Annotated in this window: 26 protein-coding genes; all 26 read right to left on the bottom strand. The window is 40.8% G+C overall.

The window, feature by feature from the left end; translation table 11 throughout:
- Nucleotides 1–34: 34 nt before the first annotated feature.
- The 26 genes from ABWV45_RS08285 to ABWV45_RS08160 all read right to left on the bottom strand — a co-directional run bounded on the left by ABWV45_RS08285 (nt 35) and on the right by ABWV45_RS08160 (nt 26,450).
- Nucleotides 35–781, bottom strand: a complete 747-nt coding sequence (locus ABWV45_RS08285) for a flagellar motor protein (protein WP_353350562.1) — start codon at nt 779–781, stop codon at nt 35–37.
- Entirely contained in the window at nt 781–1,899 is a 1,119-nt protein-coding gene (locus ABWV45_RS08280; protein WP_353350560.1) for a protein-glutamate methylesterase/protein-glutamine glutaminase, read from the bottom strand. Before ABWV45_RS08280 ends, ABWV45_RS08285 begins: the two co-directional genes overlap by 1 nt.
- 66 nt (nt 1,900–1,965) lie before the next feature.
- Entirely contained in the window at nt 1,966–4,179 is a 2,214-nt protein-coding gene (locus ABWV45_RS08275) for a chemotaxis protein CheA (RefSeq protein WP_353350558.1), read from the bottom strand.
- Nucleotides 4,180–4,191: 12 nt separating this feature from the next.
- Complete coding sequence (locus ABWV45_RS08270; protein WP_353350556.1) at nt 4,192–4,971, bottom strand: protein phosphatase CheZ; 780 nt, start codon at nt 4,969–4,971, stop codon at nt 4,192–4,194.
- Nucleotides 4,972–4,984: 13 nt separating this feature from the next.
- Nucleotides 4,985–5,359 carry a chemotaxis response regulator CheY gene (gene cheY / locus ABWV45_RS08265; protein ID WP_502914671.1) on the bottom strand — a complete coding sequence of 125 codons (375 nt, stop codon included), beginning with the start codon at nt 5,357–5,359 and terminating at the stop codon, nt 4,985–4,987.
- Between the two features lie 143 nt (nt 5,360–5,502).
- On the bottom strand, nt 5,503–6,249 hold the full coding sequence (locus ABWV45_RS08260; RefSeq protein ID WP_502914670.1) for an RNA polymerase sigma factor FliA: 747 nt from the start codon (nt 6,247–6,249) through the stop codon (nt 5,503–5,505).
- A gap of 3 nt (nt 6,250–6,252) precedes the next feature.
- The gene (locus tag ABWV45_RS08255; RefSeq protein WP_353350552.1) at nt 6,253–7,065 is read right to left on the bottom strand and encodes a MinD/ParA family protein; all 813 of its coding nucleotides are present in this window, start codon (nt 7,063–7,065) and stop codon (nt 6,253–6,255) included.
- 126 nt (nt 7,066–7,191) lie between these two features.
- Nucleotides 7,192–8,652 carry a flagellar biosynthesis GTPase FlhF gene (gene flhF, locus ABWV45_RS08250; protein WP_353350550.1) on the bottom strand — a complete coding sequence of 487 codons (1,461 nt, stop codon included), beginning with the start codon at nt 8,650–8,652 and terminating at the stop codon, nt 7,192–7,194.
- A 69-nt stretch (nt 8,653–8,721) separates the two neighbouring features.
- Nucleotides 8,722–10,932, bottom strand: coding sequence for a flagellar biosynthesis protein FlhA (gene flhA / locus ABWV45_RS08245; protein ID WP_353350548.1), 2,211 nt, complete (start codon nt 10,930–10,932; stop codon nt 8,722–8,724).
- A 136-nt stretch (nt 10,933–11,068) separates the two neighbouring features.
- The gene (flhB, locus tag ABWV45_RS08240; RefSeq protein ID WP_353350546.1) at nt 11,069–12,196 is read right to left on the bottom strand and encodes a flagellar biosynthesis protein FlhB; all 1,128 of its coding nucleotides are present in this window, start codon (nt 12,194–12,196) and stop codon (nt 11,069–11,071) included.
- 16 nt (nt 12,197–12,212) lie between these two features.
- The gene (fliR, locus tag ABWV45_RS08235) at nt 12,213–13,007 is read right to left on the bottom strand and encodes a flagellar biosynthetic protein FliR (RefSeq protein WP_353350544.1); all 795 of its coding nucleotides are present in this window, start codon (nt 13,005–13,007) and stop codon (nt 12,213–12,215) included.
- Nucleotides 13,008–13,011: 4 nt separating this feature from the next.
- Nucleotides 13,012–13,281 carry a flagellar biosynthesis protein FliQ gene (gene fliQ / locus ABWV45_RS08230; RefSeq protein WP_353350542.1) on the bottom strand — a complete coding sequence of 90 codons (270 nt, stop codon included), beginning with the start codon at nt 13,279–13,281 and terminating at the stop codon, nt 13,012–13,014.
- A gap of 14 nt (nt 13,282–13,295) precedes the next feature.
- Nucleotides 13,296–14,045, bottom strand: coding sequence for a flagellar type III secretion system pore protein FliP (gene fliP / locus ABWV45_RS08225; RefSeq protein WP_353350849.1), 750 nt, complete (start codon nt 14,043–14,045; stop codon nt 13,296–13,298).
- A complete protein-coding gene (gene fliO, locus ABWV45_RS08220; protein WP_353350540.1) occupies nt 14,035–14,475 on the bottom strand; it encodes a flagellar biosynthetic protein FliO in 441 nt (146 codons plus the stop codon). The genes fliP and fliO overlap by 11 nt, the downstream gene beginning before the upstream one ends.
- Before the next feature lie 34 nt (nt 14,476–14,509).
- The gene (fliN, locus tag ABWV45_RS08215; RefSeq protein ID WP_353350538.1) at nt 14,510–15,037 is read right to left on the bottom strand and encodes a flagellar motor switch protein FliN; all 528 of its coding nucleotides are present in this window, start codon (nt 15,035–15,037) and stop codon (nt 14,510–14,512) included.
- A complete protein-coding gene (gene fliM, locus ABWV45_RS08210; protein ID WP_353350536.1) occupies nt 15,034–16,029 on the bottom strand; it encodes a flagellar motor switch protein FliM in 996 nt (331 codons plus the stop codon). The genes fliN and fliM overlap by 4 nt, the downstream gene beginning before the upstream one ends.
- Nucleotides 16,030–16,073: 44 nt before the next feature.
- A complete protein-coding gene (locus ABWV45_RS08205) occupies nt 16,074–16,598 on the bottom strand; it encodes a flagellar basal body-associated FliL family protein (protein ID WP_353350534.1) in 525 nt (174 codons plus the stop codon).
- A gap of 158 nt (nt 16,599–16,756) precedes the next feature.
- Nucleotides 16,757–18,169, bottom strand: coding sequence for a flagellar hook-length control protein FliK (locus ABWV45_RS08200; RefSeq protein WP_353350532.1), 1,413 nt, complete (start codon nt 18,167–18,169; stop codon nt 16,757–16,759).
- A 60-nt stretch (nt 18,170–18,229) separates the two neighbouring features.
- Complete coding sequence (locus ABWV45_RS08195) at nt 18,230–18,565, bottom strand: Hpt domain-containing protein (protein WP_353350530.1); 336 nt, start codon at nt 18,563–18,565, stop codon at nt 18,230–18,232.
- A 5-nt stretch (nt 18,566–18,570) separates the two neighbouring features.
- A complete protein-coding gene (locus tag ABWV45_RS08190; protein ID WP_353350528.1) occupies nt 18,571–20,280 on the bottom strand; it encodes a SpoIIE family protein phosphatase in 1,710 nt (569 codons plus the stop codon).
- Nucleotides 20,281–20,303: 23 nt separating this feature from the next.
- Nucleotides 20,304–20,603, bottom strand: coding sequence for an STAS domain-containing protein (locus ABWV45_RS08185; protein WP_353350526.1), 300 nt, complete (start codon nt 20,601–20,603; stop codon nt 20,304–20,306).
- A gap of 90 nt (nt 20,604–20,693) precedes the next feature.
- Entirely contained in the window at nt 20,694–21,740 is a 1,047-nt protein-coding gene (locus ABWV45_RS08180; protein WP_353350524.1) for a protein-glutamate methylesterase/protein-glutamine glutaminase, read from the bottom strand.
- A gap of 12 nt (nt 21,741–21,752) precedes the next feature.
- Nucleotides 21,753–22,394 carry a chemoreceptor glutamine deamidase CheD gene (gene cheD / locus ABWV45_RS08175; RefSeq protein ID WP_353350522.1) on the bottom strand — a complete coding sequence of 214 codons (642 nt, stop codon included), beginning with the start codon at nt 22,392–22,394 and terminating at the stop codon, nt 21,753–21,755.
- A complete protein-coding gene (locus ABWV45_RS08170; protein WP_353350520.1) occupies nt 22,394–23,191 on the bottom strand; it encodes a CheR family methyltransferase in 798 nt (265 codons plus the stop codon). The genes cheD and ABWV45_RS08170 overlap by 1 nt, the downstream gene beginning before the upstream one ends.
- Nucleotides 23,192–23,235: 44 nt before the next feature.
- Entirely contained in the window at nt 23,236–25,944 is a 2,709-nt protein-coding gene (locus ABWV45_RS08165) for a methyl-accepting chemotaxis protein (RefSeq protein WP_353350518.1), read from the bottom strand.
- A gap of 11 nt (nt 25,945–25,955) precedes the next feature.
- Entirely contained in the window at nt 25,956–26,450 is a 495-nt protein-coding gene (locus ABWV45_RS08160) for a chemotaxis protein CheW (protein WP_353350516.1), read from the bottom strand.
- Between the last annotated feature and the right edge of the window lie 2 nt (nt 26,451–26,452).

Here is a 26,452-nt window from a genome sequence, read left to right as displayed (position 1 = left end):
CATTCACCTATTGACGCCAAATAGTAGCATTCCATCATTGCCCCGCTTTCTTTAAGCTTTCATATCGATAACGAATAGACTTGGGATGTTCCCCTTCTGATATGGCAACAAGCCCTTCTATCATGAGCTCATTGTAAATATACTCTTTTCGCACTAAAAATTTTAAACGTTCGGCTAAAGGTAAAAAGATCAAGTTAGCACTTCCTACGCCATATAAGGTGGCCACAAACGCAGAGGCTATACCCGGCCCCATATCATCAGGACTAGAAAGGTTACTCAGCACTTGCATCAAACCGAGAATAGCGCCCATTATGCCTATGGTAGGTGCATACCCTCCTAAACTTTCGTAGACATGGGCACCTTGCAGCCCTTTATCCTCTTGACGATATAAGTCTAACTCCAAGCTAGCACGTATCGCACTAGGTGGTTGACCATCCGCCAGTAAACTCAAACCCTTTTGCGCCAGAGGTTCCGCATTTTTAACCATGCCCTCTAGGCCTATTAACCCCTCTTGCCGGGCAACGTGGGCCCACTTACATAACTTAGTTAATAGATCGTCTAGATGAAACTTGGGAGGGAAAACAAACCAAAAACAGCGTTTAAAAGCACTTAACATAACAACTAAAGGGGTTTGCACCATAACCGCAGCAAATGTCCCGCCAAACACCACAATGGCAGCAGAACCATTTAACAAGGCGGAATTGAGGCCACCATCAAGCATATTACCAAGTAAAATCGCCGCAATACCCAGCACTATCCCTGCAAGGCTAAGTACATCCATTAACGAACCTCTTTGACTAGTTTCCCTGCTATTTCATGAAGAGGAACAATACTATCCACAACTTTCGCATTTACTGCTGCCATTGGCATGCCATAAATAACACAGCTATCTTTATCTTGCGCCCAGATCGTTGAACCCGTTTGCTTCATTAAACTGGCACCGTCTTTTCCGTCACTACCCATACCAGTCAAAATTATACCTAATGTTTTTCCCGGGAAATGTTTTGCCGCACTAGCAAATGTAATATCAATGCAAGGCTTATAATTAACGCGATCATCGCCATCTATTATTTTGATGCGGCCTTTATCTAAAAGTAATTGTTGCCCACCTGGTGCCAGTAAGGCGACTCCAGGTTTTAATGCATCCCCTTCTTTCGCCAAATGAACCGAAATATTGCATAACTTATCCAAACGCTCGGCAAAGGCCTCTGTAAATGAAGCTGGCATGTGCTGAATTAAAATAATTGGCTTAGGAAACGTGGCAGGTAAGCCAGTAAGCACTTTCTGTAACGCAACAGGCCCCCCTGTACTGGTGCCTATCAATACCAAATCAACCGGTTTTAAACTAGCCGAAGGTTTTACGCTTGGTATATTTTGTGAAGATGGTTTTACGCTAGGTATATTCTGCGGAGGCGCTTGCTTATTTAGCGTAGTGGTATCGCGAACGACTGCTTTCGGTTTAGGCTCAGGGCTAGAGGTCCCCCCAGTTAAAGAGCGATTATATTGCTCAGAGACACTTTTTATTTTTTCTGTAAGTATTTCGCGTATTTTAGCGCCACCGCGTTGTAAGTCCTCAAAATTCTTGGGTAAAAAATCTATGGCACCTGCATCCAATGCATCTAATGTGACTCGTGCACCGTCATAACTTAATGATGAAAACATTAGTACAGGTGTGGGGGAGGTCTTCATGATATTACGTAAAGCAGTCAAACCATCCATGACTGGCATTTCATAATCCATGGTAATCACATCAGGTTTTAATTTTTCAGTTTTTTCAATGGCTTCACGACCATTGCTTGCAAACCCAATAATTTTAATATCAGTAGAAGGCTTTAATATTTCTGCGATACGCTTTTGAAAAAAACCGGAATCATCTACTACTAATAACCGAATTGCCATTACGACTCCAACATCAAATTTATGACGCTAACTCAATTACAAAAGTATTCCGCATTTATCCACAAACTATGCCGCAATTAAACTGCTCTTTTTGGCATAATGATGCAGCATGCTTGGTACATCTAAAATGAGCGCTATTCGGCCGTCCCCAGTGATAGTGGCACCAGCCATTCCTGGTGTACCTTGGAGCATTTTCCCAAGGGGCTTAATAACTACTTCTTCTTGTCCAATTAATTGATCAACAACAAATCCAACGCGCTGTGTTCCAACGGATACGACAACTACATGCCCTTCTTTGACTGCTTCTTTCTCTTGTAACTCATGAACCAACCAATTCTTCAAGTAGAATAGTGGAATAGCTTTATCTCTAACTACGACCACTTCTTGACCATCAACTACATTGGTTTTAGTTAAATCTAGATGAAAAATTTCATTCACACTAACCAATGGAAATGCGAAGGCTTGATCTTGCAGCATAACCATCAACGTAGGCATGATGGCGAGTGTTAACGGCACTTTAATCATGATTTTAGAACCACGACCTTGTACCGAATCAATATTAATGGTGCCGTTTAATTGCGTGATTTTAGTTTTCACCACGTCCATACCAACACCACGACCAGATATATCACTGATCTCTGTTTTTGTGGAAAAACCAGGTGCAAATATTAAATTAAACGATTCTGAATCGCTTAAGCGATCCGCCGCATCTTGATCCATAACCCCTTTATCTACGGCTATTTGCTGTAGCTTTTTAGGATCCATGCCTTTACCATCATCTTGAATTGATAACAGTATGTGATCACCCTCTTGTTCAGCAGATAATATAACGGTGCCGTTACGAGGTTTATCAGAAGCTTCTCGCTCCTCAGGTTGTTCAATACCGTGGTCGACCGCGTTTCGTACTAAATGAACCAACGGATCCGCTAACGCTTCCACAAGGTTTTTGTCTAAGTCGGTTTCTTCACCTTTTAATTCTAAAGTAACTTCTTTCTTCAAGTTACGTGCAAGGTCCCGTACGACGCGAGGGAATCGACCAAACACTTTTTTGATTGGTTGCATACGGGTTTTCATAACAGAGGTTTGCAAATCCCCTGTCACTACATCTAAATTTGCAACGGCCTTGGCCATGGATTCGTCTGTGCTTTTTAATCCTAAACGCACGAGTCGATTTCGAACCAATACTAGCTCACCCACCATATTCATGATGTCATCTAATCGCTTAGTATCCACTCGAACGGTGGTCTCAGCCGCAGGAGCTTCTGCCTTTTTCGCCGCAGGTGCTTTTGCCGGAGCGGCTGGTTTAGCAGGCTCTGTTGGTTTTGTTTGTGCCACAGGAGCCGCAGCGGGTTCTGGGGTTGCTGGTGGCGGTGGTGGTGTTGGGCTCTCTGGTTCTGCGGCTGCTGCTTTTTGCGCCGCTTCCTCTTCTAATTCAGTGGGCCCTTTACCTTTGCCATGGAGTTTATCTAATAGCTCTTCAAATTCCGACTCAGAAATCGTTTCTCCGTTCGCATCTGTGTTCTCAGCACTACTTGCAGTTTCAGAGCTAGGCGCACTAACATCTTCATCTGCTTTGATGGTTGGTCCATTCCCAGATCCGTGTAATTGATCTAATAATGCTTCAAATTCATCTGCGGTTATTTCATCATCCGATCCATTATCTGCAGGGGCTTCACCAAATAAGTCATTGTCATCACTCGCAGCAGGGGCTGATTCAGCTGCTGCAGGTGGCGCTTCTTTTTTCCCGTCTGGTTCTTCTAAAGAGTCTAATAGGTTTTCGAATTCTTCGTCCGTGATATCCCCATTATCTTCTGTTGCTGAAGGGGTGGCTTCGGTAGTTGTTTCTGCTGGCGTATCCGCCGCAGGGGCAGGAGCCGCTTCATTGGCAGTTTCTGGTTTTGAGTAGCGAGATAAATCTTCTATGAGCTGCGGGTCAGCGTCTGCTGGCATTTCACCATTTCGTACACTGTCAAACATTTCGTTAACAGTATCTAAGGCTTTCAATACCACATCCATTAAATCTGATGTGACTGTACGTTGGCCATTTCTTAAAATATCAAATACGTTTTCTGCAACGTGGCAGCATTCAACTAAAGGGGTGAGTTGCAAAAATCCTGCGCCACCTTTTACCGTGTGGAAGCCTCGGAATATAGAGTTTAGTAAGTCATGATCATCTGGGCGATTTTCTAGATCCACCAGTTGTTCTGACAATAGTTCTAATATTTCGCCTGCTTCTACAAGGAAGTCCTGGAGGATCTCTTCATCAGCGTCCAAACTCATCCCTTTGCTCCTTTAAAAACCAAGACTGGATAATAAATCATCCACATCATCTTGATTTGATGCAACATCTTCATTTTCTTCAGCATTTAATTGAGGGCCAACCCCTTTATTAGGATCATGTTCTTTATCTTGGATTACAATTTCTTTATGTTGTATTCCCGTCATCTGATCCACATGGCCTGCCATTGCAACTAAATTAACTAGCCTTGCTTCCACATCGGTAACCATGGTGGTAATGCGCTGTATAACTTGACCGGTTAAATCCTGAAAATCTTGAGCCAACAAAATGTCACTTAAGTTGGCATTGAGTTTTTTGGTGTTCTTGTCAGTATTTTCTAAAAACTGAGCAACTCGTTTAGTTAATTCTCTAAATTCTTTGGCGCTCATTTCTTTATTTAAAAAACGAGTCCATTCCTGTCTGATTTCAAATGCCTCAGAAGCAATCGCCTCTGATAGCGGCATACTATCATCCACTTTATCCATGGTTTTATTTGCCGCTTTCGCTGTCATTTCGACAACGTACTGCAAACCTTCATGGGCTTCATCTATATCTGATCCGGCACCTTGAACTTTACTATCTAATTTAAAGTTCTTGATTGACTCATGCAGTGCACGCGTGAGCTGCCCGATTTCTTGATAAAGATTTTCATCCCTAACTTTTTGTAAATCCTGAATTAAGCCAACTGCGCCTGCAAGGTCATTTTGTTCTAATCGACCCATTAGCTCATTAGCTTTTTCAGAAAACAGTTTTGCAAACTCTGATGTTGAGTTTTTTAGCTCTGCTTCTGCCATGACACCTTCCTAGTCAGCCATCAACACGCTCAAAGATTTTTTCAATCTTTTCTTTGAGTACCGCAGCCGTAAACGGTTTTACAACATAGCCATTTACACCTGCTTGTGCTGCCGCCACAATTTGGTCTCGTTTTGCTTCGGCTGTCACCATTAACACAGGTAAAGACTTCAACCGCTCATCTTCACGTACATGCTTCAACAGCTCTATACCTGTCATACCTGGCATGTTCCAGTCGGTGACTAAAAAATCAAAGTCACCACTTTGTAACATGGGTAAGGCGGTATTGCCGTCGTCTGCCTCTTGAGTATTGGTAAACCCCAAATCTCTGAGCAGGTTTTTAATGATGCGCCTCATGGTGGAGAAATCGTCCACAACAAGTATTTTCATATTTTTATCCAAAGCTACCTCCCAGCGCCCTGGCCAATGACTCTATTGCCTATTTTTAGTCTAGCCAGTGTTATGAAGTTATCCAGCAGGTTCATGTGAAATATAAGACTAGGCGTAATTTAACCAGCCTTTATTCACTACCTTTAGGCCTTTTGTTCTACCCATTCAGATAAGCGAGCCCTTAATCTATGGGCCGCTTGGCTATGAATTTGGCTTACTCGTGACTCACTTACTTCTAAGACAGCTCCTATTTCTTTTAAATTTAATTCTTCATCGTAATATAGGGCTAACACCAATTGCTCTCTTTCTGGAAGGGTCCCAATGGCTTGTGCAAGCTGTTTTTGGAAATGCTCCGATTGTAGGCCTTCAAACGGCCCTGAATCATCGTGATTGATTAGCTCCCCTTCCCGCTCACCGGGTTGGGTCAAAAGGTCTTCAAAGCTGAATAGCCGAGAACCAAGGCCATCTTGGAGGTGGGTGTGATACTCTTCCAAGCTCATATCTAATGCAGAAGCAACTTCATGATCTTGTGCATCACGCCCAGTTTGAGATTCTACAAATCGAATGGCATCCGCTATTTTCCGGCTGTTTCGATGTACGGACCGAGGCGCCCAATCTCCTTTACGAATTTCATCAAGCATAGCGCCACGAATACGAATACCAGCATAGGTTTCAAAACTCGCACCTTTACTCGGTTCGTATTTGCGTGCAGCTTCAATCAAGCCAATCATGCCTGACTGTACAAGATCATCCAGTTGTACCGAAGCTGGTAATCGCCCTTTTAGATGATGACCTATGCGCTTAACTAAAGGCGCATATTCTTCGATTAGATGATTAAAATTAGGATTTTGCTCACCTGTGTACATGGCTAAACCACTTGCTACGGCCATTATTTATCCACGAGCTGTTGATACTAAACTCTCCACAAAAAACTCTAGGTTGCCTCTTGCTGTTGTCGGCAATGGCCATGAGTCCACTTTTTTTGCTAAGGATTTATAGGCCAACGAGGCCTTTGCTCTTGGGTACGCTTCTATTACTGCTCGCTGTCTTTGCACCGAGCGTTTAACACTTTCATCAAATGGAATACTGCCAACATATTGCAATGCAACATCTAAGAATCGGTCTGTTACTTTTGTCAATTTGGCAAATAGGTTGTGGCCGTCTTGGCTTGTTTTCACCATGTTGGCTAAAATCCTAAAACGAAACACCCCGTGATCACGATTCAATAGCTTAATGAGTGCATAAGCATCGGTAATACTGGTAGGCTCATCCGTCACAACAAACAGGGCTTCTTGCGCGGCTTTTACGAAACTGACAACGCCATCACTGATACCAGCCGCGGTATCAATAACCAGTACATCTAATTGATCAGATATGGAGCTAAAGGCTCTGATTAGGCCTGCATGCTCTCTTGCATCCAATTGAGCCATTTCTTGTGTACCGGAAGCCGCGGGAATAATACGAATGCCACCTGGGCCATTAACCAATACATCACGTAAGCTGACCTCGCCACTTAGTACATTGCTTATATTATTCTTCGAGGTGATGCCTAGTAGCACATCAATATTGGCTAAACCTAAGTCCGCATCCAGTAACACCACCCGTCGACCTAACTCAGCCAGTGCGATACTAAGATTAACCGAAACATTACTTTTACCTACCCCACCTTTACCACCGGTGACGGCAATTACTTGAACTGGATGCATCAGATACTCCCCTTATCTAAAAGCTTAGTGCAATTAGCGAAAATAGCCCCGTTTGATATGGTTAAAAACCGACATTTTTCCATGTAGGAAGTCTCCTGATATAACAAATAAAGCTTAGTAATGTCGCTACCAAGCACCTGCCGCCACGTCTTGATTCGGGGTATATTGTTGTTCATGTTGCGCTATTTTCACGGCCTGTTTGACCAAGTACTTGGCATTGGCAGGGTCAAAGTCGTCTGGGATACGCTGTCCGTCTGTGCTGTAAGCTAAGCTTAATTTGCACTCTAGAAGCATAGACAATGCATCACCTAAACTGCTGGCTTCATCCACTTTCGTCAGAATACAGCCATTCAATTTTGCACTTTTATAATTATGATAAACCTTACGCAATACTCGGCTGCTACTTGTAGCGGGTAAGGTGAGTAGCGTATTAACCTTGTTATTCAATTGTGAAATTTGATCCAGCTGATATTTCAGCATTGGGTGTTCAGGGGTCAGACCAGCAGTGTCGATTAAGATTAAATCACACTCTTCAAGCTGTTTAATGCATTGAGACAAAGGATGATCTTGGTCGGCCACTTGTACTGGAACCCCTAAAATTTGGCCCAATGTACGCAATTGATCATGTGCGGCTAAGCGATAGTTATCCATGGTAATCAGCCCCACTTTTGCCCCATCGTTATCTAAAGTGTATCGAACGGCCATTTTAGCAATAGTTGTTGTTTTGCCTGCTCCGGTTGGCCCAACCAGTGCAAATATTCCACCACGTTTTAAGCGATCACTTGGGTTAATTTGTATGTGTAATGCCAAGTCATGTAGGCACGTTTGCCAAGCTTGTTGCTCATCCGCATGGGATTTAATTTGATGAGTTAATTGGTATATCAGCCACTCTTCAAAACCCATTTGTTCAAGTCGCTGCCACAGTTTTGCTTGTAAGCTGTTTGCTGGGCCAAATTTCTTCCATACAAAATTCTGTGATTGAGCAGAAACCGCAGAGCCTGCGCCACTTACTAATAGGTCTTTTAGATCATTTAACTCATTACGAACTTCATGAAGGATTTTCTGGTTCTGTTGTTCTTTTAAATCCACAGAAGCGGATTGAGAATCCGTCATATTAGATTGCTGCTTGACTGGTTCATATCCTTGGCTTGGATCTTGGCGCTGTTGCTTAATCTTCTGTAGGCTATTTTGTAAATCTGATTGCGAACTGACATTTATTTGTGGTTTGGAGGCTGTGTGGTTTTCTCCCTCCCGTTGACGCTTTAATGTTTCTAACTGATCTTGTAGTTTTAACTGCTCTTCAACTTGATGGCGCTCGGTTGCATTTAGAAAAGGCCATGGGTTTTCATTTTTATTCGCCCCTTGATTCGGCTGTGCTTTAGCTGCTACTTGATCTTCAAATTCATCGTTTTCAAATACTGGCGCTGATTTTTTTGCACTAATCGGCTCATAGTTTTGCGCTACTATAATTTCCACACCACCATTTACTCGATGATTAGACAAAATAACGGCATCTGGACCCATTTCATCACGCACGGTTTTAAGTGCTTTTTGCATGCTACTGGCAGTAAAACGACGTACCTTCATAATAGTCTTCTCTTTTTCTAAGCAAGCTTAGTGATAATCCTTTATATACTTGCCATTTCCAGCAAGGCTTTAAGCCCCAATCGTGGCAGCAATGGTAATTTGTTTGTTATCAGGCACTTCTTGATACGATACGACATGTAAGCTGTCCGTCACTGATCGCGCGAAATTTGATAGTACTGGTCGTAATAATCCACTTACTAATAACACCGCTGGATTACCTGCCATTTCTTGATTTCTAGCAGCCTCAACAAATGAATTCTGTAGTTTCTCTGACATACTCGGCTCTAAGATCATGTTTTCTGCGCCATCATTTTGCTGTTTACTTTGCTGTACTGTTTTGAGCAATAACTGTTCCAAAGATGGTTCTAATGTAATGACAGATAAATCATCAGCATTGCCATAAATACTTTGAATAATTAATCGCTTCAGTGCTTTCCTCACTTGAACGGTTAACCCTGCGGTATCTTGACTATCAATTTTTGTATTCGCGATGGCCTCTGCAATAGAGCGCATGTCTTTGACTGGTACACCTTCTGTCAGTAAGTTCTGAAGTACGGATAATAATTGAGAGAGGTTTAATGTGTTGGGGACTAATTCTTCTGCCAATTTAGGTGAGACTTTTGCTAGGCGATCTAACATCTGCTGCACTTCCTCATGCCCTAATAACTCATGAGAGTAACGTTGCAAAAGCTGATTTAAATGTGTAGCTACGACGGTACTGGCATCAACAACGGTATAGCCTAAAGTTTGTGCTTGATCTTTTTTATATTCGTCAATCCAGATAGCTTCTAATCCAAATGCAGGGTCGGTTGTTACTGTTCCATCTAAAGTGCCAAAAACTTGTCCCGGATTAATTGCCATATCTTTATCAGGCTCAATGATCGCTTCTGCTACCGCAACACCCATGAGTAAAATACGGTATGCATTTGGCATTAAATCTAAATTATCGCGGATATGTACACTAGGAACCAAAAAGCCTAAATCCTGAGAGAGTTTTCGACGAATCCCTTTAATTCGAGAAAGTAATTGCCCTCCTTGATTTTTATCTACCAAAGGAATTAATCGATAACCCACTTCTAAACCAATGATATCTACAGCTTCAACATCATCCCAATCCACTTCTTTGCTATCTGAACCCGGTAATGCTTGTAGCGGCTGAGAACCCACCCCGGGCGCTTGCCCTTTTTGCCCCTGAGCAGTCGCTGATTTTTCAGCTGCTTGACGTGCGGTTCCTGCCCCCATTCCCTCATCAATAACATCAACGCCGTGCTCTCGTTTATAAATATAGTAAGCTAATATGGCTGAACCAATGCCTAACCCTAAAAAGGCTAAGTGGGGCATACCCGGAATAAGCCCCATTAAAATCAAAATACCCGATGCCACTGCCAATGCGCGTGATGAGCCAAACATCTGATCAAATACTTGACCACCCATATCCCGCTCATCATTGTTACGCGTCACGATAATGGCTGTCGCCGTTGAAAGTAGGAGTGAAGGAATTTGTGCAACCAGACCATCACCAATCGTCAATAATGCATATACCTCTGTTGCACGAGAGAAATCCAAATCATGTTGAGCCATACCGATGGCCAAACCACCGATAATATTGATTAATAAAATAAGCATACCAGCAATGGCATCCCCTTTTACAAACTTACTGGCACCGTCCATGGAACCGTAGAAGTCGGCTTCATTTGCGATATCTTTTCGGCGTGTTTTAGCAGTATCTGCATCAATTAACCCTGCATTTAAATCTGCATCTATTGCCATTTGTTTGCCGGGCATAGCGTCTAATGTAAAACGTGCACTAACTTCAGATACGCGACCTGCACCTTTTGTTACCACCACAAAATTAATAATCATGAGAATAAGGAAAACAACTAAACCCACGGCATAGTTACCACCAACCAATACTTCACCAAAGGCTTCAATAACCTTACCAGCCGCAGCCCCACCTTCATGACCTTCTAATAGCACAACCCGTGTAGAGGCTACGTTTAAAGCAAGACGAAGAAGGGTTGCAACTAATAAAACACTAGGGAATATCGCGAAATCTAAAGGACGACCAGCATAGATACTGACCATGAGCACTACGATGGCTAAAGCAATATTAAAAGTGAAAAATACATCAAGTAGAATGGTCGGAACTGGCAAGGTCATCATGCCGAGTAACACCATCAACATGAAAGGCACACCTAAATTACCTGATAACAAGGAGCGCCCTTGTTGAAAAAACTGCGCATAATTAATTTGCGGTAAGCGTGCTCGATTTACGGCCATTTACATCCCAACTAGCTTTAATTTTTTGACACTTGTTGGATTATTGCAAGAACATGGCCAGTTCGATTTTAAATGATTAAGCCTTTAAATCAGAAAACACAGAAGCTTGTGAGCTACATAACTAAAATGAATATCATCACGCTCGTAGATTTGGAGGAACAGGGAATACCGGCTGCTTAGGCCTAGGCCCTTCGCCCTTAAAGTACTGGTTTAATTGATACACATAAGCAAGTACTTGAGCTATCGCCACATATAAACCCTCTGGTATTTCTTTACCAATACGGGTGTAAGTGTACACAGAACGAGCCAACGCAGGGGATTCAATAATAGGGACTTGATGAGCCTTGGCTATTTCACGAATTTTTAACGCCACTTCATCTACGCCCTTGGCAACCAAAACAGGTGCTTCCATACCTTCACCGTGATATTTAAGCGCCACTGCATAGTGGGTTGGGTTTGTAATTACCACATCCGCACCTTGTACATCCTCCATCATACGGCGCTGGCTCATTTCATATTGTAAGCGACGAATTCGTTGTTTAACTTCCGGTTTACCTTCTGTTTCTTTATGTTCGTCCTTGATTTCTTGCAGGCTCATTTTCATTTTTTTAGTGAAGTCATATATTTGAAAAGGCACATCTATGATGCTAATTAATAACGTGCTAATCGCCAAAACAATTGCACCAAGCATGACTAAATCCACGGCATGCACAATTGCTTGTCGATCTGGTTCTTGATTAAGGTATAAAATTGAATTTTCTAACGAAAAAAATAGGAGTATCGTACATGCTGCAATTACCAGTACTTTTGCCCAACTTTTTAATAACTCCACCAGACTTTTTAAACCGAACATTCTTTTAAAACCTGAAAGCGGACTAATACGACTTAACTTAGGTAAAAGTGATTTTCCACTAAACATCCAACCACCTAAAGCCAAAGGGCCTAAAATAGCGGCTAATACAAGCGCAAACATAACAGGAGAAATTGCTAGGATAGCTTCCAATGCAGCGGAAGTTAAATGAATGACCATTTGTTTATCGTCAAAAAGTAATTCACGCTCAATAGTAAAATTTGAGGTGAATATTTTTTTTGCGCCATTAAAAATAATACCGCCAAAAACCCACAAAGATAGCGCACCCACAATAAGTACTAAACTGGTACTAAGTTCTTTTGATCGGGGAATTTGTCCATCTTCACGCGCTTTTTGTAAGCGCTTGGGGGTGGGTTCTTCCGTTTTTTCTTGACTGTTATCGCCTTCTGCCACGACTTAGTCCAACGTATTAAATTTGATAAGACCGCATAAATTGAAAGGCTTGTGATAACAATCCTGAAAATTTATCCCCATAACCTGAAAAGGTTATCCATAAAATAATTAAACCCAACATCATGGTAACCGGAAAGCCCACCGCAAAAATATTAAGCTGTGGAGCCAATCTCGCCATCACACCAAACGCTATATTCACAACTAACATGGCAGAGATTGCTGGTAGAGCTAAAACAATTGCTGCACTGAACATCCATTGAGCTAAACGTGCAATTTCGAACAATGTATTACCTGAAAGACTTCCCGCTCCTACAGGCATAGTAAAAAAACTATCCGCAATAACTTCAATTGCTACAAGGTGGCCATTCAATGTAATGAACAGTAAATTAACAAATATTAAAAACCACTGTGCAACAACTGCGACGTTAACCCCATTTGAAGGATCTACCATCATAGCCATACCAAGGCCAGTCTGCATTGCAACCAATTGACCCGACATAATAAAAATATTCATCAATATTTCTAAAGCAAATGCCAAAGCCACTCCAATTAACAACTGTTGCCCAATAATAATCATGGTTTCCAAGCCAATACCCTCTATAACTGGCATGGGCGGTAACACTGGCGTAATAACCACGGTTGTAAATATTGCCAAATAAAGACGCACTCTAGCTGTCACCAACCGTGTACCAAATAAAGGCATGACCATGAAAAATCCAGCGATTCTTGTGAAAGGCCACAGATAGCGACTTACCCAACTGGATATTTCAGCGCCATCTAAATCGAGAATAAAGCCAAGAGTTGGATCCATAATTTTAATTAATTAAATATGGAATGTTCATGTATAGATTTTTTGCATATGTGACCAGTTTATTGATAATCCATGGTCCAAAAATCAATATACACATAAGTGTGATAACTAAACGAGGTAAGAAACTTAAGGTTTGTTCATTGATTTGTGTGGCGGCCTGAAATGTCGCTACGATTAAACCCACAATTAACCCCGGAACCAAGATTACTGCAACAATGGAGATAACAACAAAAAGCCCTTCACGTAAAAAATCACCTAGATGCTCTATTCCCATGACGTCATTCCTTATTAAAAGCCATAACTGGCAGCTAAAGTACCAATCACCATTGCCCAACCATCAACCAATACAAATAGCATTATTTTAAATGGTAAAGAAATAATAATCGGCGATAGCATCATCATCCCCATTGCCATTAATACGCTTGCTACGACCAAATCAATAATTAAAAACGGAATAAAGAGCATAAACCCCATTTGAAAGGCTGTTTTTAGTTCACTGGTAACAAACGCGGGAATAAGTATATGCAGAGGAGTTTCTTGCGCACTTTGGATATCTTTCTCGCCGGAAAGTCTTACAAATAACGCTAAATCATCTTCTCTAATTTGAGCAAGCATGAATTCTCGAAGAGGTATAACTGCTTTATCTAGTGCCTCTAAGGGTTTAATTTGCTCATTTATGTAAGGTTGTATCGCAGTTTCATTCATGACTTTAAACACTGGCATCATGATAAACATAGAAAGAAATAACGCTAATCCAAGTAATATTTGATTAGATGGTGTTTGTTGCAAACCCAGCGCTTGCCTTAAAATTGCAAACACCACAATAATACGAGTAAATGAAGTCATCATAATAATAAGCGTAGGAAGGATCGTCAGCATGGACATAATGGCAAGAATTTGAATCGTCACGGTATAACGACCACTGCCATCAGGTTGCGTCACCATAGTAACCGCTGGTATGCCAAATTTATCTTCTGCTATCGCAAGACCGGAAAGCGCCATGAGACCTAAAAAACATATAATGGCTCTAGTTTTCATCATGAGGAGCCTTAACGTTTTTATCGTTTTTTTCTACTGATTGTTGAGCAATTATATCCTTTAGCTTTTGTGAAAATGATCGCTCTTCTTTAAGGCTAATATCAATGATTGGTTCATCAAATGTAGCAAGGGTATTAATATTATTGGCGGTTACCCCTAAAAGAATTTGTTTGCCACCCACCTCAATTAGGATGATTTTTTCTTTTACACCCATGGGTATGACACCAATGGTTTTCATGGGGATATTAGTAAAACCTTGAACCACTTGCTTGCGCTTTACGAACCAAGCAATGGCATAAATCATTGCAAGCACTAACGCTAATGCAATACTTACTTCAATAATTTGGTCTTGGCTATTTGGTATAACCGGATTAGCTATGACAGGGGCCGTTTGCGCCGCCGCCAAGGCTTGTGCAGAAACAGAAATCATAGCGTTACTCTTATTATTATTTTTTATATTTAAATTAGCGCAACCGTTGGATTCGTTCGCTTTGGCTTATGACATCCGTAAGTCGAATACCAAATTTGTCGTTAACCATTACCACTTCACCATGCGCGATTAATGTTCCATTCACCAATACATCTAACGGCTCGCCAGCTAGGCGATCTAATTCAATAACAGAACCTTGGTTGAGCTGTAAAAGATTCCGAATTGGAATTTGCGTATTACCAACTTCCATTGAAATCATTACCGGTATATCTAGAATAACGTCTAATTCTGGTGCATTTTTATCAATTTCTTTAGGTTCAACGTCATTTTCAAATTCTTCCATAGGAGCCGGTTGTACAGGATCATCCTCTTCGGTTTCACCTGCTTCCTCCATGGCAGCAGCCCATTCATCAGCTAGAGCTTCATCCTCTGAATCGGCCTCTTCAACGCCATCTGCCACTTCATTGGCCAACGCATCAGCGTCTAATGCCGACTCTGAAGATGATTCACCTTCACTTGGCTCTGTGGTTTCGTCTGTGGTATTTTCTTCGTCATCACTCATACTGGTAATCCGTCTTTGTGATTGTTACTCGCTTTGCGTTTTATAGGCTCGACAATTTTAATAGCCAAGGCTTCATTTGAGACACCTAATTGACCACGGAAAATTGGCGTACCATTAGCTTGCAAAATAAAATGTTCAGGCAACTCAACTGGAATAACGTCACCTGTTTTAAATGCAGCCACTTCCCGAAGTGATATCTCTCGTTCGACAATGGTTCCATGTACCGGAACTTTGGCGCCCTGTATATCTTCTTGCAAAGAATGCACCCATCTTTCATCAACTTCATCCACATCAGATTGTACACCGGCATCAAGAACTTCACGGATGGGTTCGATCATAGAATATGGTAACGCTACATGTAGGTCGCCGCCGCCGCCATCTAGCTCGATGTGAAAAGAGCTCACCACAACCACTTCACTGGGGCTGACGATATTAGCCATAGCAGGGTTAACTTCACTGCCATAATATTCAAAATCTAATGGCAAAACGGCATGCCATGCTTCTTTCATATCTTTAAATACTTGAGCCAGTATTAACTGAACAACTCTTAGTTCCGTTGGCGTAAATTCACGACCTTCTATTTTTGCATGCCGTCCGTCACCACCAAAAAAATTATCTACTAATTTGAATACCAGTTTTGCATCGAGTATAAAAAGTGCGGTTCCGCGAAGAGGCCTTGCCTTAACCATATTTAAAGATGTAGGAACATAAAGTGTGTGAATGTATTCACCAAACTTCATGATTTGGATGCCGCCACTAGCAACATCTGCGCTTCTTCGCAGAAAGTTAAACATACTAATGCGGGTATAACGTGCAAAACGCTCGTTGATCATTTCAAGTGTGGGCATACGCCCACGAACTATTCGATCCTGACTAGAAAGGTCATAGGCTTTTACGCCTTCGCTATCAGCTGGATCTTCCGGCTCTATGTCCCCGTCATCAACACCATGCAGCAGCGCATCGATTTCGTCTTGACTTAATAGATCTTGCACGTTACAGCGCCCCTTTTAAATCCCAATACACCCGCAAAATCGCGTTATTGCATGACATAATTTGTAAATAGTATTTGCTCTAAGCCACCTTCTATTCCAGTTTCTTGAGTCAATAATGTTTGTAGTTCTTCTTTTACTTTCATACGAATGTCATTACGGCCCTCTGCACTTCTTAAATGCTCGTAGGACTGTTGGGATAACAACGAAATAATGGCACTTCTTAACATTGGACTGTGCATTTCAAGTGCTTCAGCAATACCTGCATCACGAGTCATGGCTTCCATATAAACTTGTAAGTAACGTTGACGCGGTCCCACTTGATAATTAATTATGAATTCAGGTTTTAATTTAATGTAAATTGCAGGCCCTAATTCAGGGTCGCCCATTTCTTCTGTGACTTCTTCAGCTACTTCTTCCGGTTCTGCGTCGTCTGATCCTAATAGTAATAATGCAGCAGCTACACCGATTGCAACGACCACAATAGCGGCAATTATTATGATCAATAATTTCTTATTACTTTTTGGTTCATCTTCAGCTGCATCTAATTGCAGTTCTTTTTCATTTGCCATTACGTCACCTTTTTGATGCTATTAGGAATTCTGCAAACCTTATGCCACGGTTTTTTAATTCGACTAGGCAAACCATGCCAATATTTGGGTATATGATAAGTATAGTAAAAATAAGAATTAAAGAAGCCCCATGATTGATCTCATGAGGCACTATCAATTTATGCAAAGTAATCCACTAAAGAATCACTTTCCATTGATATCATAGACTCTTGTCGATTGATTTCTTCGTTACTAAGTACATCATTAGACTCACCCTCTTGTGAGTTTCCTTGCTCACTATTTTCACCTTGTTGATTAGAGTGCTCAGACACATCTACATCGGCAAGATTAATACCCTGTTGATCTAACATCTCTCGTAGTCTTGGGGCCTGTGCTTCTAAAGCATCCCGTACCACTTGATGATTACTACCAAACGACACACTAACCTGATCGTGCTGTACTTTTATTTTTATTTCCAACGCACCAAGCTCTGGAGGGTCTAGCTGTATGCGAGCACTTTGCATGCTTTCATTTGCCATTATCATCACTCGCTTAGCCACTTGATCATTCCATTGAGGATGATTAGGCGGTACTTCAAGCTTACTAAATGAAGATTGGGGCTTATCAACATTTTGATTCGCTGCAGGCAAACTACCGTTTAAGGCTAACGATTTATTACCTAATTGGGAGTCCTTCATTGAGCCTTGAATTAAATCACCACTAATCTGTTTTGTATCTTCGATCACTGAACCTTCAGAGCTAATAGCCTGTAGATTCGTCATTTGTGTAGATTCTTTTGCTGCGGTCAAGGTTATCGGTTTTTCATGTATAGACTGTGCTTGAGATAGTTTTGAATCAATGGTGTCTAAATCCATTAACCCTTCTGAACCTTCAGATACCATGTCGTTATTTTGCGCTAATAAACTGGAAGTTTGTGACGGGATTTTGTTCCCTATATCACGATGCATAAATTGAGACGTTGAAGCCTGTTGTGATGTTAATGTTTGATAACCCGTTAGAGGGGATTTACTTTCTTCAAGTGATTCATTTACAGGTAAAGCCCCAGCTTGAACGAGGCCATTTGATTGTGAGGCAGTTTGTACCAACGTTGGATCAATATCTATTTTGTCAAAGCCGTCATAATGTTGCATATGAGGTTGAGCATTACGTAAACTTTCAAGATACTGCAACCCTTGAGGAGATTGAGCAAATACATCTGCTTGCTGTTCTGTATTACCTTCTGCTAGATCTAATCCACTTAAATTAATATTGGATAATTCAAAATCAATATCGAATTCGATTGATTCAGCATCTAACTGGTCTTGATTAGTTGATAACTCCTTCGGCAACATGGGACCAACAAAAGCGGCAAGCTCTTGCCCGACTGGCAATAAACTATTTTCACTTTCAGTTTGTAGTTGTTGCCAAAATTTTAACCCAGATTGATTGATAACAGCCGGATCTGAAGCAGCTTGAGTCGTGATATTGCCCGTTAAAGCCGCGCCATTATTGAATTCTGATGACTGCAAGGGATTGGCTGATTGCCCTGATGGTGTAGGCGCAACAAACGTAAAAAAAGGTAGTGCTGGCATGAAAGTAACCCAATTCGTTGTGGATATTGGGAAATTGCAATCGACGGGCCAAGTTTTGTATTAGGTTCGCGCTTCGGAGAGTTGGAGTTTAACTTGTTGGAATTCTTCCAAAATTTGATGATAGTACTCAGGCACTTTAGCTAATTCATCAGCACGACCTGAATCTTCTACTTTTTTACAAAGTTCAGCTAAGTCAGTTGCACAAATATTTGAACTGGCCCCTTTAATACTGTGAGCCAATTCTGCAATTTTATTACTTTCACTATCTTTTATAGCTAGATCTAAAGAGGATAATTTTTGCTCACAATCATGAAGATAAGTGATCACTAAATCATCAAATGCATCTTCCATTATGTCTTTTAATTCTTGTATTTGTGCCATATCTAGACAGGGCATGCTTTTTATTCCTCAATCTGTGCGTCCCAAGAAAGGCGCACTTCTACTTTATTACCATTTCCATGATAAGTAAGACTATCGCATAAACTGTAAATAAGTGGAATCCCCCTTCCACAGTAAGCTAAATTAATCTCTTTTTGGCCATTGATTCTTTTATGATCAAACCCGTCTCCACTGTCTTCAACTACAATGGTAAGGGTGCCTCCATCCTGACTAGGTGCCAGATCAAATTCAAATTTAACAAAATCATCTTTCATCATTTTCATGGCTGTTTCACGCTGTTTATAATACTCAGCAAAGCCATCTGCACTGCTTTTTAAACTTGAATCTAACCCCAATACACCATGCTCGAAAGCATTTGAAAAAAGCTCAGCCATTAATGTATAAAGCTGTCCGCTAATGCTTCTAAGCGATGGGACATCATTTAATATATTCAACATCATAGGCAGTGGATTAAAAGTTTTTAATGTATCATCTCTTAATGTATAAGATAGGTGCCAATCTGTAGGGCCAGTAATGGCGCCACTTGATAAATCTATATCCACTGTTCCTACAACCGATTCATTTACCATGGATAGCTCTAATAAAGTAGTATCATCATCCCGCCCGCTTTCTCCGGCAAACGTATCCATTGAATCTAAGATATTATCAAAGAATAAATCTGGATTTTTCCCGTTAAAAATCGAGAATAATCGCTCTTCTCCAAATAACTCACCGCTTTCATCTCTAGATTCAATAATACCGTCAGACCACATATAGAATTTATCACCAGGTTTAAATGAAAACTCTTGGGTTTCTGGATTAAACGCGCTACTTGATAATACACCTAAAGGTAAATGCTTGGATTTAATATGTTCAACTATGCCACTTGCTTCTCGATATAAAGCAAAATCAGGTAGGCCTCCCATCCATACCTCAATTTGTTGACGCCTAAAACTTAGATTTACCATACAAGTGCAACAAAAATAGCCCACAGGAAGAATGTTTTTTAGTTTGGCATTAATTTCACGCAGGATGTCGCTCATTAAAAAGCCTTTAGCGGTCATCCCATAAAATATCTCAGCTAAGGGCATCGCACCAATTGCGGCTGGTAAACCATGTCCGGTAAAGTCACCTAATAAGATATGCACACTGCCAGACGGCCTTCTAGCAGCCAATAGAACATCACCGTTAAAAATTGAAAACGGTGATAATAGGTATTTGATATTAGGTAGATCTAAGCAGCCACTATGCGCCACATTGTCGTAAACTGCTCGTGCGACCTGCTGCTCATGTCGCATATGCTCATTATTTTCACGAATGACATCACGCTGCTCTTGCAGCGTATTGTGCATTTTAAGCATGCGACTAAAGGCGTTAATTTTTGCTTGGAGTATAACCTTGTTATATGGCTTAGATAGAAAGTCATCTCCACCACTTTCAAGGCAAGCCGCAAGGTCACTAGCATCCTGAAGAGACGTTAAGAAGATAATAGGAACCATATCTTCACCTGCCAACTGCTTAATTTCAATTGCAGCTTGCTGCCCGTTCATATTGGGCATAAGTACATCAAGCAGGATAATATCTGGCGATTGGTTGGTATACTGTTCAATGGCTTCAAGACCATCGGCAGCTTCACAAACTTGGTGCCCCATTTTTTTTACAATGGCAGATAGAATCATACGATCAGACTGATTATCATCTGCTATTAGGATGTTAAGCTGTCCCTCATCCATAGCCGACCCCAAATCTAAATGACTTATTCTATAGTGAACAATTGTTCAAAATTTGAAATCGTTAGTATTTTCTTCACATCTGCATTACAGCGAACAATGCGAACATTGGCGCTGTCACCACCTGCATGGTCCCGTAATAATAGAAGCATACCTAATGCAGAACTATCTAAGTAGGTTGCTTTCGCCATATCTATTACGTATTTGCAAACACTGGCTCCTGCTTCTTCATAGGCATCGCGAAACTCTTGGTGTGCACTAAAGTCAAAACGACCTTCAACGACCACTGTAAGCTCTTCACCGTTAACTGAAGTATTTATCGACATGTCATACCTCTTTGTATCCCTGTCATATTTATTACTGCTCTTAAATCAGCATAGTTCATAAAAAAGTGTTTAGTAAAGCAACCCTATCGCTTATTTCTTTAAACGATTCACTATATGCCCAGCAATGGTATGAAGTGGTAAAATACTGTCACCTGCACCAAGTTCGGCAGCCGCACCTGGCATTCCCCAAACCACAGAGCTGTCTTTATCTTGGATGATATTATAACAACCTGTTTGTTTAAGTCTAAGCATTGCGTCAGCTCCATCAGCTCCCATTCCAGTTAACATGATTCCTATGGAGCTTTTAGCTAATTGCGGCAATTTAACGATAGAGTCAAAAAGCACTTCTACAGATGGTTTATGAAGATTCACTCGCTCACCATCATATACACTACAGTAGTAATGAGCACCCTTTTGCACCACTTCAAAATGTCGGTCTCCGGGTGCTATATAAATATGACCTGCTAGTATTTTATCGCCATCTTGAGCTTCACTAACCGTTTGAGGAATCAGGTTATCAATGCGTTTGGCAAATGAGGCACTAAACACAGGAGGGATATGCTGAGTAATCACAATCGGCGGAGTATCTACGGGCATCATGCAAAGTAGCTCTCTTATGGCCTCTGTTCCACCTGTTGATGCTCCAATAATAATGAATCCATCTCTCTTTAAACCTTGCTTAGGTACAGGTTTTAGTGATTTGACGGGGGGTCGATTGGCTTGCAATTCTAAGCGATTAATATTGGCGACAGATGCCATGCGTACTTTTTCAACAATTTCTTCCGCGTATTCAGCCAATAGCTCAGGTTTATCAGCACTTGGCTTACCGATATAATCCACGGCTCCTAACTCTAACGCCTCTAAAGTTGATGGCGCACCTTTTTGTGTCAGTGTTGAAATCATCACCACTGGCATTGGCCTTAATCGCATTAAATTACGTAAAAATGTAATTCCATCCATTTTAGGCATTTCAATGTCTAATGTAATGACATCAGGATTCAAAGTTTTGATTTTTTCTCTTGCTATCAAAGGATCTGCTGCAGTACCGACAACTTCAATATCCGATTGCTTTGAGAAAACCTCAGTTAGTACTTTTCGAATTAAAATGGAATCATCCACTATGAGTACTTTAATCATTCATCACCCGAATTAATCAAACAACTCAATATCTGAATCGTCTTTTTGTTTACGAATACTATCCAGATAACCTTTTTCACGCTGGATAATAGTTTCATTTTTAGTAGTGATTATCCGCCTGACTTTGACTGAACCCGTATCAGGAAAATATAAAATCTTACGAGAATATATATCACCTACATCTGCAGCTTTAACATTGAGGCCCTCTTTCCTTAGAAAGTCATATACAAATAAGATATTTCTTTGCCCAATATCCGTCATACTGGCTAAAACCTGACCACCACCAAATAATTTCACTTCTAGATTCTTCTTAGTACAACCCAGCTTGTATAAGGTATTTAACAAGTATTCCATTGCCCAGTTTCCATATCGGGTTTCAGATGTATTTGCATTGCTTCCCCATTGGGCTGAGCTATGCTCATTTTGTAAAGGCAACATGAAATGATTCATGCCTCCTATACCAAGTTTTACATCTCGAACACAGGCGCTAATACAAGACCCCAATACCGTGCTGATCATCTCCCCATGCGCCGTCACATAAAACTCACCGGGCAATATCTTTGCACACCAAACTCCTAACTTTGAGTCATAATATCGATTTACATGCTCAAAGCACTTTTCCGGCTCTGGTTGATTCGTCGGGTTATGTTCCATCACCGTACCTTTTGATAAATAGTACGCCCTTTTGATTCAAATCTGGTGGACATTCCATGTAACGTTTCACTGTGCCCAATGAAAAGGTAACCACCATCAACCAGTTGATCTGCTAAACGCTCAAAAAGCTCTTTCTGAGTGTCTTTGTTAAAATAAATAACGACATTACGACAAAAAATCACATCAAATTTTGCCTTCATTGGCCAAGAACCTAATAAGTTCAAGCGATTGAATTGAATTAACGATTTAATATCTGGCTTCACCATTCCTACACCTGTCGCTTCTTTACGTTGGAAGCAAGACAAATAGTCCCTAGGTAATTGCTCTATGTCTGACAGCGGATAAATCCCTTCACGCCCTTTTTTTAGCACATCACTGTCTAAATCTGTGGCTAGAATTTTTAAATCGTAGTCACTAACAGACATGTTTTTTTTAATTGTAATAGCGATGCTGTAAGGTTCTGGGCCCGTTGAGCAAGCAGATGACCATATTCGAATGGGTTTTGAACGACCTTGCTTTTTCCACTGAGGAATGATTTCTTTCGCTAGGTATTCAAAGTGATGTGATTCGCGAAAAAATGAGGTTAAGTTAGTGGTTATCGAGTTTACAAACTCATTCACTTCCGTTGCTTGATTAGTCTCTAGGTATTGACAGTATTGAGAGAAGTTCTCTAAACCGAGCTTACGTATGCGTCTAGAAATCCGGCTGTATACCAGTTCTTTTTTATGATCGCCTAATACGATACCACTTATATCGTAGGCCATGGCAGTGAGACGTTTAAAGTCCTCTTCTGCCATGGGGAATTCCTTCTCCGAAAAATCCATTGCCATAGTGTTATCTTCTAAAATTCCTGCCAATCATCATCATCATCAGTTACCGTAGGGCGACTTACCGCAGGTGGTTTAGAGGGGTGCGCGGTTTTCGAAATAGAACTTACATTTCCTGAAGATACAGAAGTTGAATCCGTTGTCATCCTAGATTGTGTTGGCATATGTCCAATATCAGAACCATTGGCCATTTTAAAGAACCCAACCAAATCAAGCATACTTTTCGCTTGCTCTGTCATCGTCTCACTGGCAGCAGATGCTTCTTCTACTAACGCCGCATTTTGCTGTGTCATTTCATCCATTTGACTAATGGCTTTGTTCACTTGCTCAATACCACTGGCTTGCTCTTCTGAAGCGGCACTGATTTCTTTTATCATAGTGGTAACTTTTTCAACTGCCCCCACAATTTCAGCAAGTGTTTGGCCTGACTTATTGACAAGATCAGTACCGTTATCAACTTTTTCAACACTATCGCGAATCAAGTCCTTGATTTCTTTTGCAGCACCCGCAGAGCGTTGGGCCAAGTTTCTTACTTCTCCTGCTACTACTGCAAAACCTTTACCCTGCTCACCTGCTCTTGCTGCTTCTACTGCTGCGTTGAGTGCTAATAAGTTTGTTTGGAAAGCAATTTCATCAATCACTCCGATGATATCCGCTATTTTTTTACTGGAAGAATTAATTTCTTCCATGGCCCCAACCGCTTTACTAACCACTTCACCACCTTTTTGAGCCTTATCTTGCGCATTGGCAGCAAGGTCATTCGCATGAGATGCATTTTCAGAGGTTTGACGAACTGAACTGGTCATTTGCTCCATACTTGATGCCGTTTCTTCTAGGCTTGAAGCTTGCTCCTCAGTACGTTGACTTAAATCTATATTACCTTGCTCTATTTCATTAGAACCTGTGCTGACTGTGCTTGCGGATTCGCGAATACGACCAATAACATCGGTTAAACGTTCTCCCGTGGCATTTGCATCCTGTTTAAGCTTGCCAAAGATACCATCATAATCAGCTTCAATTCTCTCATCTAACTTGCCGTGAGCCATGGCATCTAATACACGTGCCGTGTCATTAATGACATTCTCTGAGATACTCATCAATTGATTCAAACCCATGCATAGGTTTTTAAAGAAGCCAGATTTATCATCCATGGCTGCACGTCGGCTCAGGTCACCTTTCCCTGCGCCTTCAATGATTGCATCCACTTCTTTTTCAACTGCTACCTCTTCTGTACGATCATTCCATTCGACAACCGTTCCAAGTCGCTCACCTTCTGCGCTTATAATTGGGTTGGCAATTAGCGAGAAAGTCCGTCCACCTACAACAATTTGAGTACGATAAGTATCTTTTAATGCATTCAACATTGAACGCTGATGGGCTGGGTTTTTATGAAATATATCTATATTACTACCCAAGACTTTTGTAGCTGAGAAATTAGGCAGGTCTTTTTTCACATCTGACTCGGCTATCTGTAACATTCTTGAAACAGCCTCATTGGTATAAATCACGTCTTGGTTATTATCCGCAATCATTGTATTAGATGAACACGCATCTAGTGCTAAACGAACACGGGCGTTTTCATCTGCCATACGTTTTTGCTCTTTTTCAAATGACAGTTGTTCCGTTTTATCTGTCCACTCAACTACGGTTCCTATTCTTTTTTGATTTTGATCAAAAATTGGATTAACAATTAATTTAAACGTACGTGCGCCTAATTCAAGCTGGGCGCTATGACTGGAATGTAAGTTATCTAGCATTCCTCTTTGATAGCTTGGATTTTTATGGAAAATATCAATATTCTGACCCAGCACTCTATCTGAGGAAAAACTCGGTATTGATTGTTTAATATCTGATTCAGCATCGATAAACATGTCTTGTACACCCTTATTTGTGTAAACAAGGTTGTAATCTTCATCAGCTACCATCAAACAGGATTCTGCGCACGAATCAAGAGCACGTCTAATCCTAGCATTACTCATGTTATCTATTTTTTGTTGTGTGATATTAGTTGCATATTTAACTACTTTATATGGTTTTCCTGCTTCATCAAAAATTGGATTGTAAGATGCTTGTATCCAAACCTCTGCTCCATTCTTACCAAATCGTTTATATTCTGAAGATTCAAATTCGCCATTATTTAATTTCTGCCAAAACATCTTATAGTCATGACTTTCCTTATATTCAGAATCAACAAAAATACTATGATGCTTACCCTTTATTTCATCTATTGAATAGCCAACTGTTTTCAGGAAGTTTTCATTTGCATGTAAAATTGTCCCATCCATATTAAATTCAATAACGGCTTGAACCTTATCAATCGCATCAACCTTTGCTGAATTTTCTTTTATTAAGGCTGTATCAGTATCAGTTACGTTCTCTTCTTTTTTATCTAAAAACAAACCTTTTACTGTATTGCGCAAATTAACCATGGTATATATTAATTTTGCTAATTCATCTTTTCCTTTCATTTCTGGCTCATAGGAATAATCTCCATTTGCCGTCGCATTAGCACTGCGTGTTGCAAAGGCTAATACCATTAAAAACCGATGAGCATAAACCCAACTGGAAATTATCCCCATTGCACATAATAAACTTAATACTAATAAAGCATTTCCTGAATACTCTGATGGTATGCTTATAAAGGCATAAATCAGCCCTACAACAGGAAATAACCATGGTGCGATAAATTTATACTGTATACTCATCCGCTTTATACTATCCATTTCAGTTCCGCCTAATCTTCAATCGTCAAAAGGTTTTCAAGTTCTAACAAAATCACCATGTGTTTATTTACTGTTACGAGTCCTTTAATAAAATTTGAATTTTGGTTGTCACCCATCCCAGTATTCCGTGCATCGCCAATAGGTACGTCATATACATCACTGATTGCATCGACAATGATCCCCATGGTTCGAGTTCCATTTTGTGTATATATTCTTAATACAACAACGACGGTCTCATCACCATATTCAATTTCTGCCAAATCAAAGCGTTGGCGAAGATCTATTATTGGAACAATCGTCCCCCGTAGATTTATAACACCTTTAATAAATTTCGGGCTATTGGGAATAGGAGTAGCCGACTCCCATCCACGAATTTCTTGAACCGCTAAAATATCGACACCATATTCTTCACCCGACATAATAAAAGTCAGATACTGCTCAGTTAATATGCCATCATCTTGTGCGGAAGATACTTCTGTATCGATTATTTCGCTTACTTCACTCATAC

This window comes from Oceaniserpentilla sp. 4NH20-0058 (genome assembly GCF_040371755.1).
Taxonomy (GTDB): domain Bacteria; phylum Pseudomonadota; class Gammaproteobacteria; order Pseudomonadales; family Oceanobacteraceae; genus Bermanella.
This window is presented reverse-complemented; position numbering and strand designations above follow the sequence as displayed.

Excerpts from the sequence above, each read along its gene's own strand:
- ABWV45_RS08200 (WP_353350532.1), bottom strand. The coding sequence starts at position 18,169 with ATGCCAGCACTACCTTTTTTTACGTTTGTTGCGCCTACACCATCAGGG.
- fliR (WP_353350544.1), bottom strand. The coding sequence starts at position 13,007 with ATGGATCCAACTCTTGGCTTTATTCTCGATTTAGATGGCGCTGAAATA.
- ABWV45_RS08165 (WP_353350518.1), bottom strand. The coding sequence starts at position 25,944 with ATGGATAGTATAAAGCGGATGAGTATACAGTATAAATTTATCGCACCA.
- fliO (WP_353350540.1), bottom strand. The coding sequence starts at position 14,475 with ATGATTTCTGTTTCTGCACAAGCCTTGGCGGCGGCGCAAACGGCCCCT.
- ABWV45_RS08205 (WP_353350534.1), bottom strand. The coding sequence starts at position 16,598 with ATGGCAAATGAAAAAGAACTGCAATTAGATGCAGCTGAAGATGAACCA.
- ABWV45_RS08190 (WP_353350528.1), bottom strand. The coding sequence starts at position 20,280 with ATGGATGAGGGACAGCTTAACATCCTAATAGCAGATGATAATCAGTCT.
- ABWV45_RS08195 (WP_353350530.1), bottom strand. The coding sequence starts at position 18,565 with ATGCCCTGTCTAGATATGGCACAAATACAAGAATTAAAAGACATAATG.
- ABWV45_RS08160 (WP_353350516.1), bottom strand. The coding sequence starts at position 26,450 with ATGAGTGAAGTAAGCGAAATAATCGATACAGAAGTATCTTCCGCACAA.
- ABWV45_RS08280 (WP_353350560.1), bottom strand. The coding sequence starts at position 1,899 with ATGGCAATTCGGTTATTAGTAGTAGATGATTCCGGTTTTTTTCAAAAG.
- fliP (WP_353350849.1), bottom strand. The coding sequence starts at position 14,045 with ATGAAAACTAGAGCCATTATATGTTTTTTAGGTCTCATGGCGCTTTCC.
- ABWV45_RS08260 (WP_502914670.1), bottom strand. The coding sequence starts at position 6,249 with ATGGCCGTAGCAAGTGGTTTAGCCATGTACACAGGTGAGCAAAATCCT.
- cheD (WP_353350522.1), bottom strand. The coding sequence starts at position 22,394 with ATGGAACATAACCCGACGAATCAACCAGAGCCGGAAAAGTGCTTTGAG.
- ABWV45_RS08180 (WP_353350524.1), bottom strand. The coding sequence starts at position 21,740 with ATGATTAAAGTACTCATAGTGGATGATTCCATTTTAATTCGAAAAGTA.
- ABWV45_RS08275 (WP_353350558.1), bottom strand. The coding sequence starts at position 4,179 with ATGAGTTTGGACGCTGATGAAGAGATCCTCCAGGACTTCCTTGTAGAA.
- cheY (WP_502914671.1), bottom strand. The coding sequence starts at position 5,359 with ATGAAAATACTTGTTGTGGACGATTTCTCCACCATGAGGCGCATCATT.
- ABWV45_RS08170 (WP_353350520.1), bottom strand. The coding sequence starts at position 23,191 with ATGGCAGAAGAGGACTTTAAACGTCTCACTGCCATGGCCTACGATATA.
- ABWV45_RS08185 (WP_353350526.1), bottom strand. The coding sequence starts at position 20,603 with ATGTCGATAAATACTTCAGTTAACGGTGAAGAGCTTACAGTGGTCGTT.
- ABWV45_RS08255 (WP_353350552.1), bottom strand. The coding sequence starts at position 7,065 with ATGCATCCAGTTCAAGTAATTGCCGTCACCGGTGGTAAAGGTGGGGTA.
- flhA (WP_353350548.1), bottom strand. The coding sequence starts at position 10,932 with ATGGCCGTAAATCGAGCACGCTTACCGCAAATTAATTATGCGCAGTTT.
- fliQ (WP_353350542.1), bottom strand. The coding sequence starts at position 13,281 with ATGGGAATAGAGCATCTAGGTGATTTTTTACGTGAAGGGCTTTTTGTT.
- fliN (WP_353350538.1), bottom strand. The coding sequence starts at position 15,037 with ATGAGTGATGACGAAGAAAATACCACAGACGAAACCACAGAGCCAAGT.
- ABWV45_RS08270 (WP_353350556.1), bottom strand. The coding sequence starts at position 4,971 with ATGGCAGAAGCAGAGCTAAAAAACTCAACATCAGAGTTTGCAAAACTG.
- ABWV45_RS08285 (WP_353350562.1), bottom strand. The coding sequence starts at position 781 with ATGGATGTACTTAGCCTTGCAGGGATAGTGCTGGGTATTGCGGCGATT.
- flhF (WP_353350550.1), bottom strand. The coding sequence starts at position 8,652 with ATGAAGGTACGTCGTTTTACTGCCAGTAGCATGCAAAAAGCACTTAAA.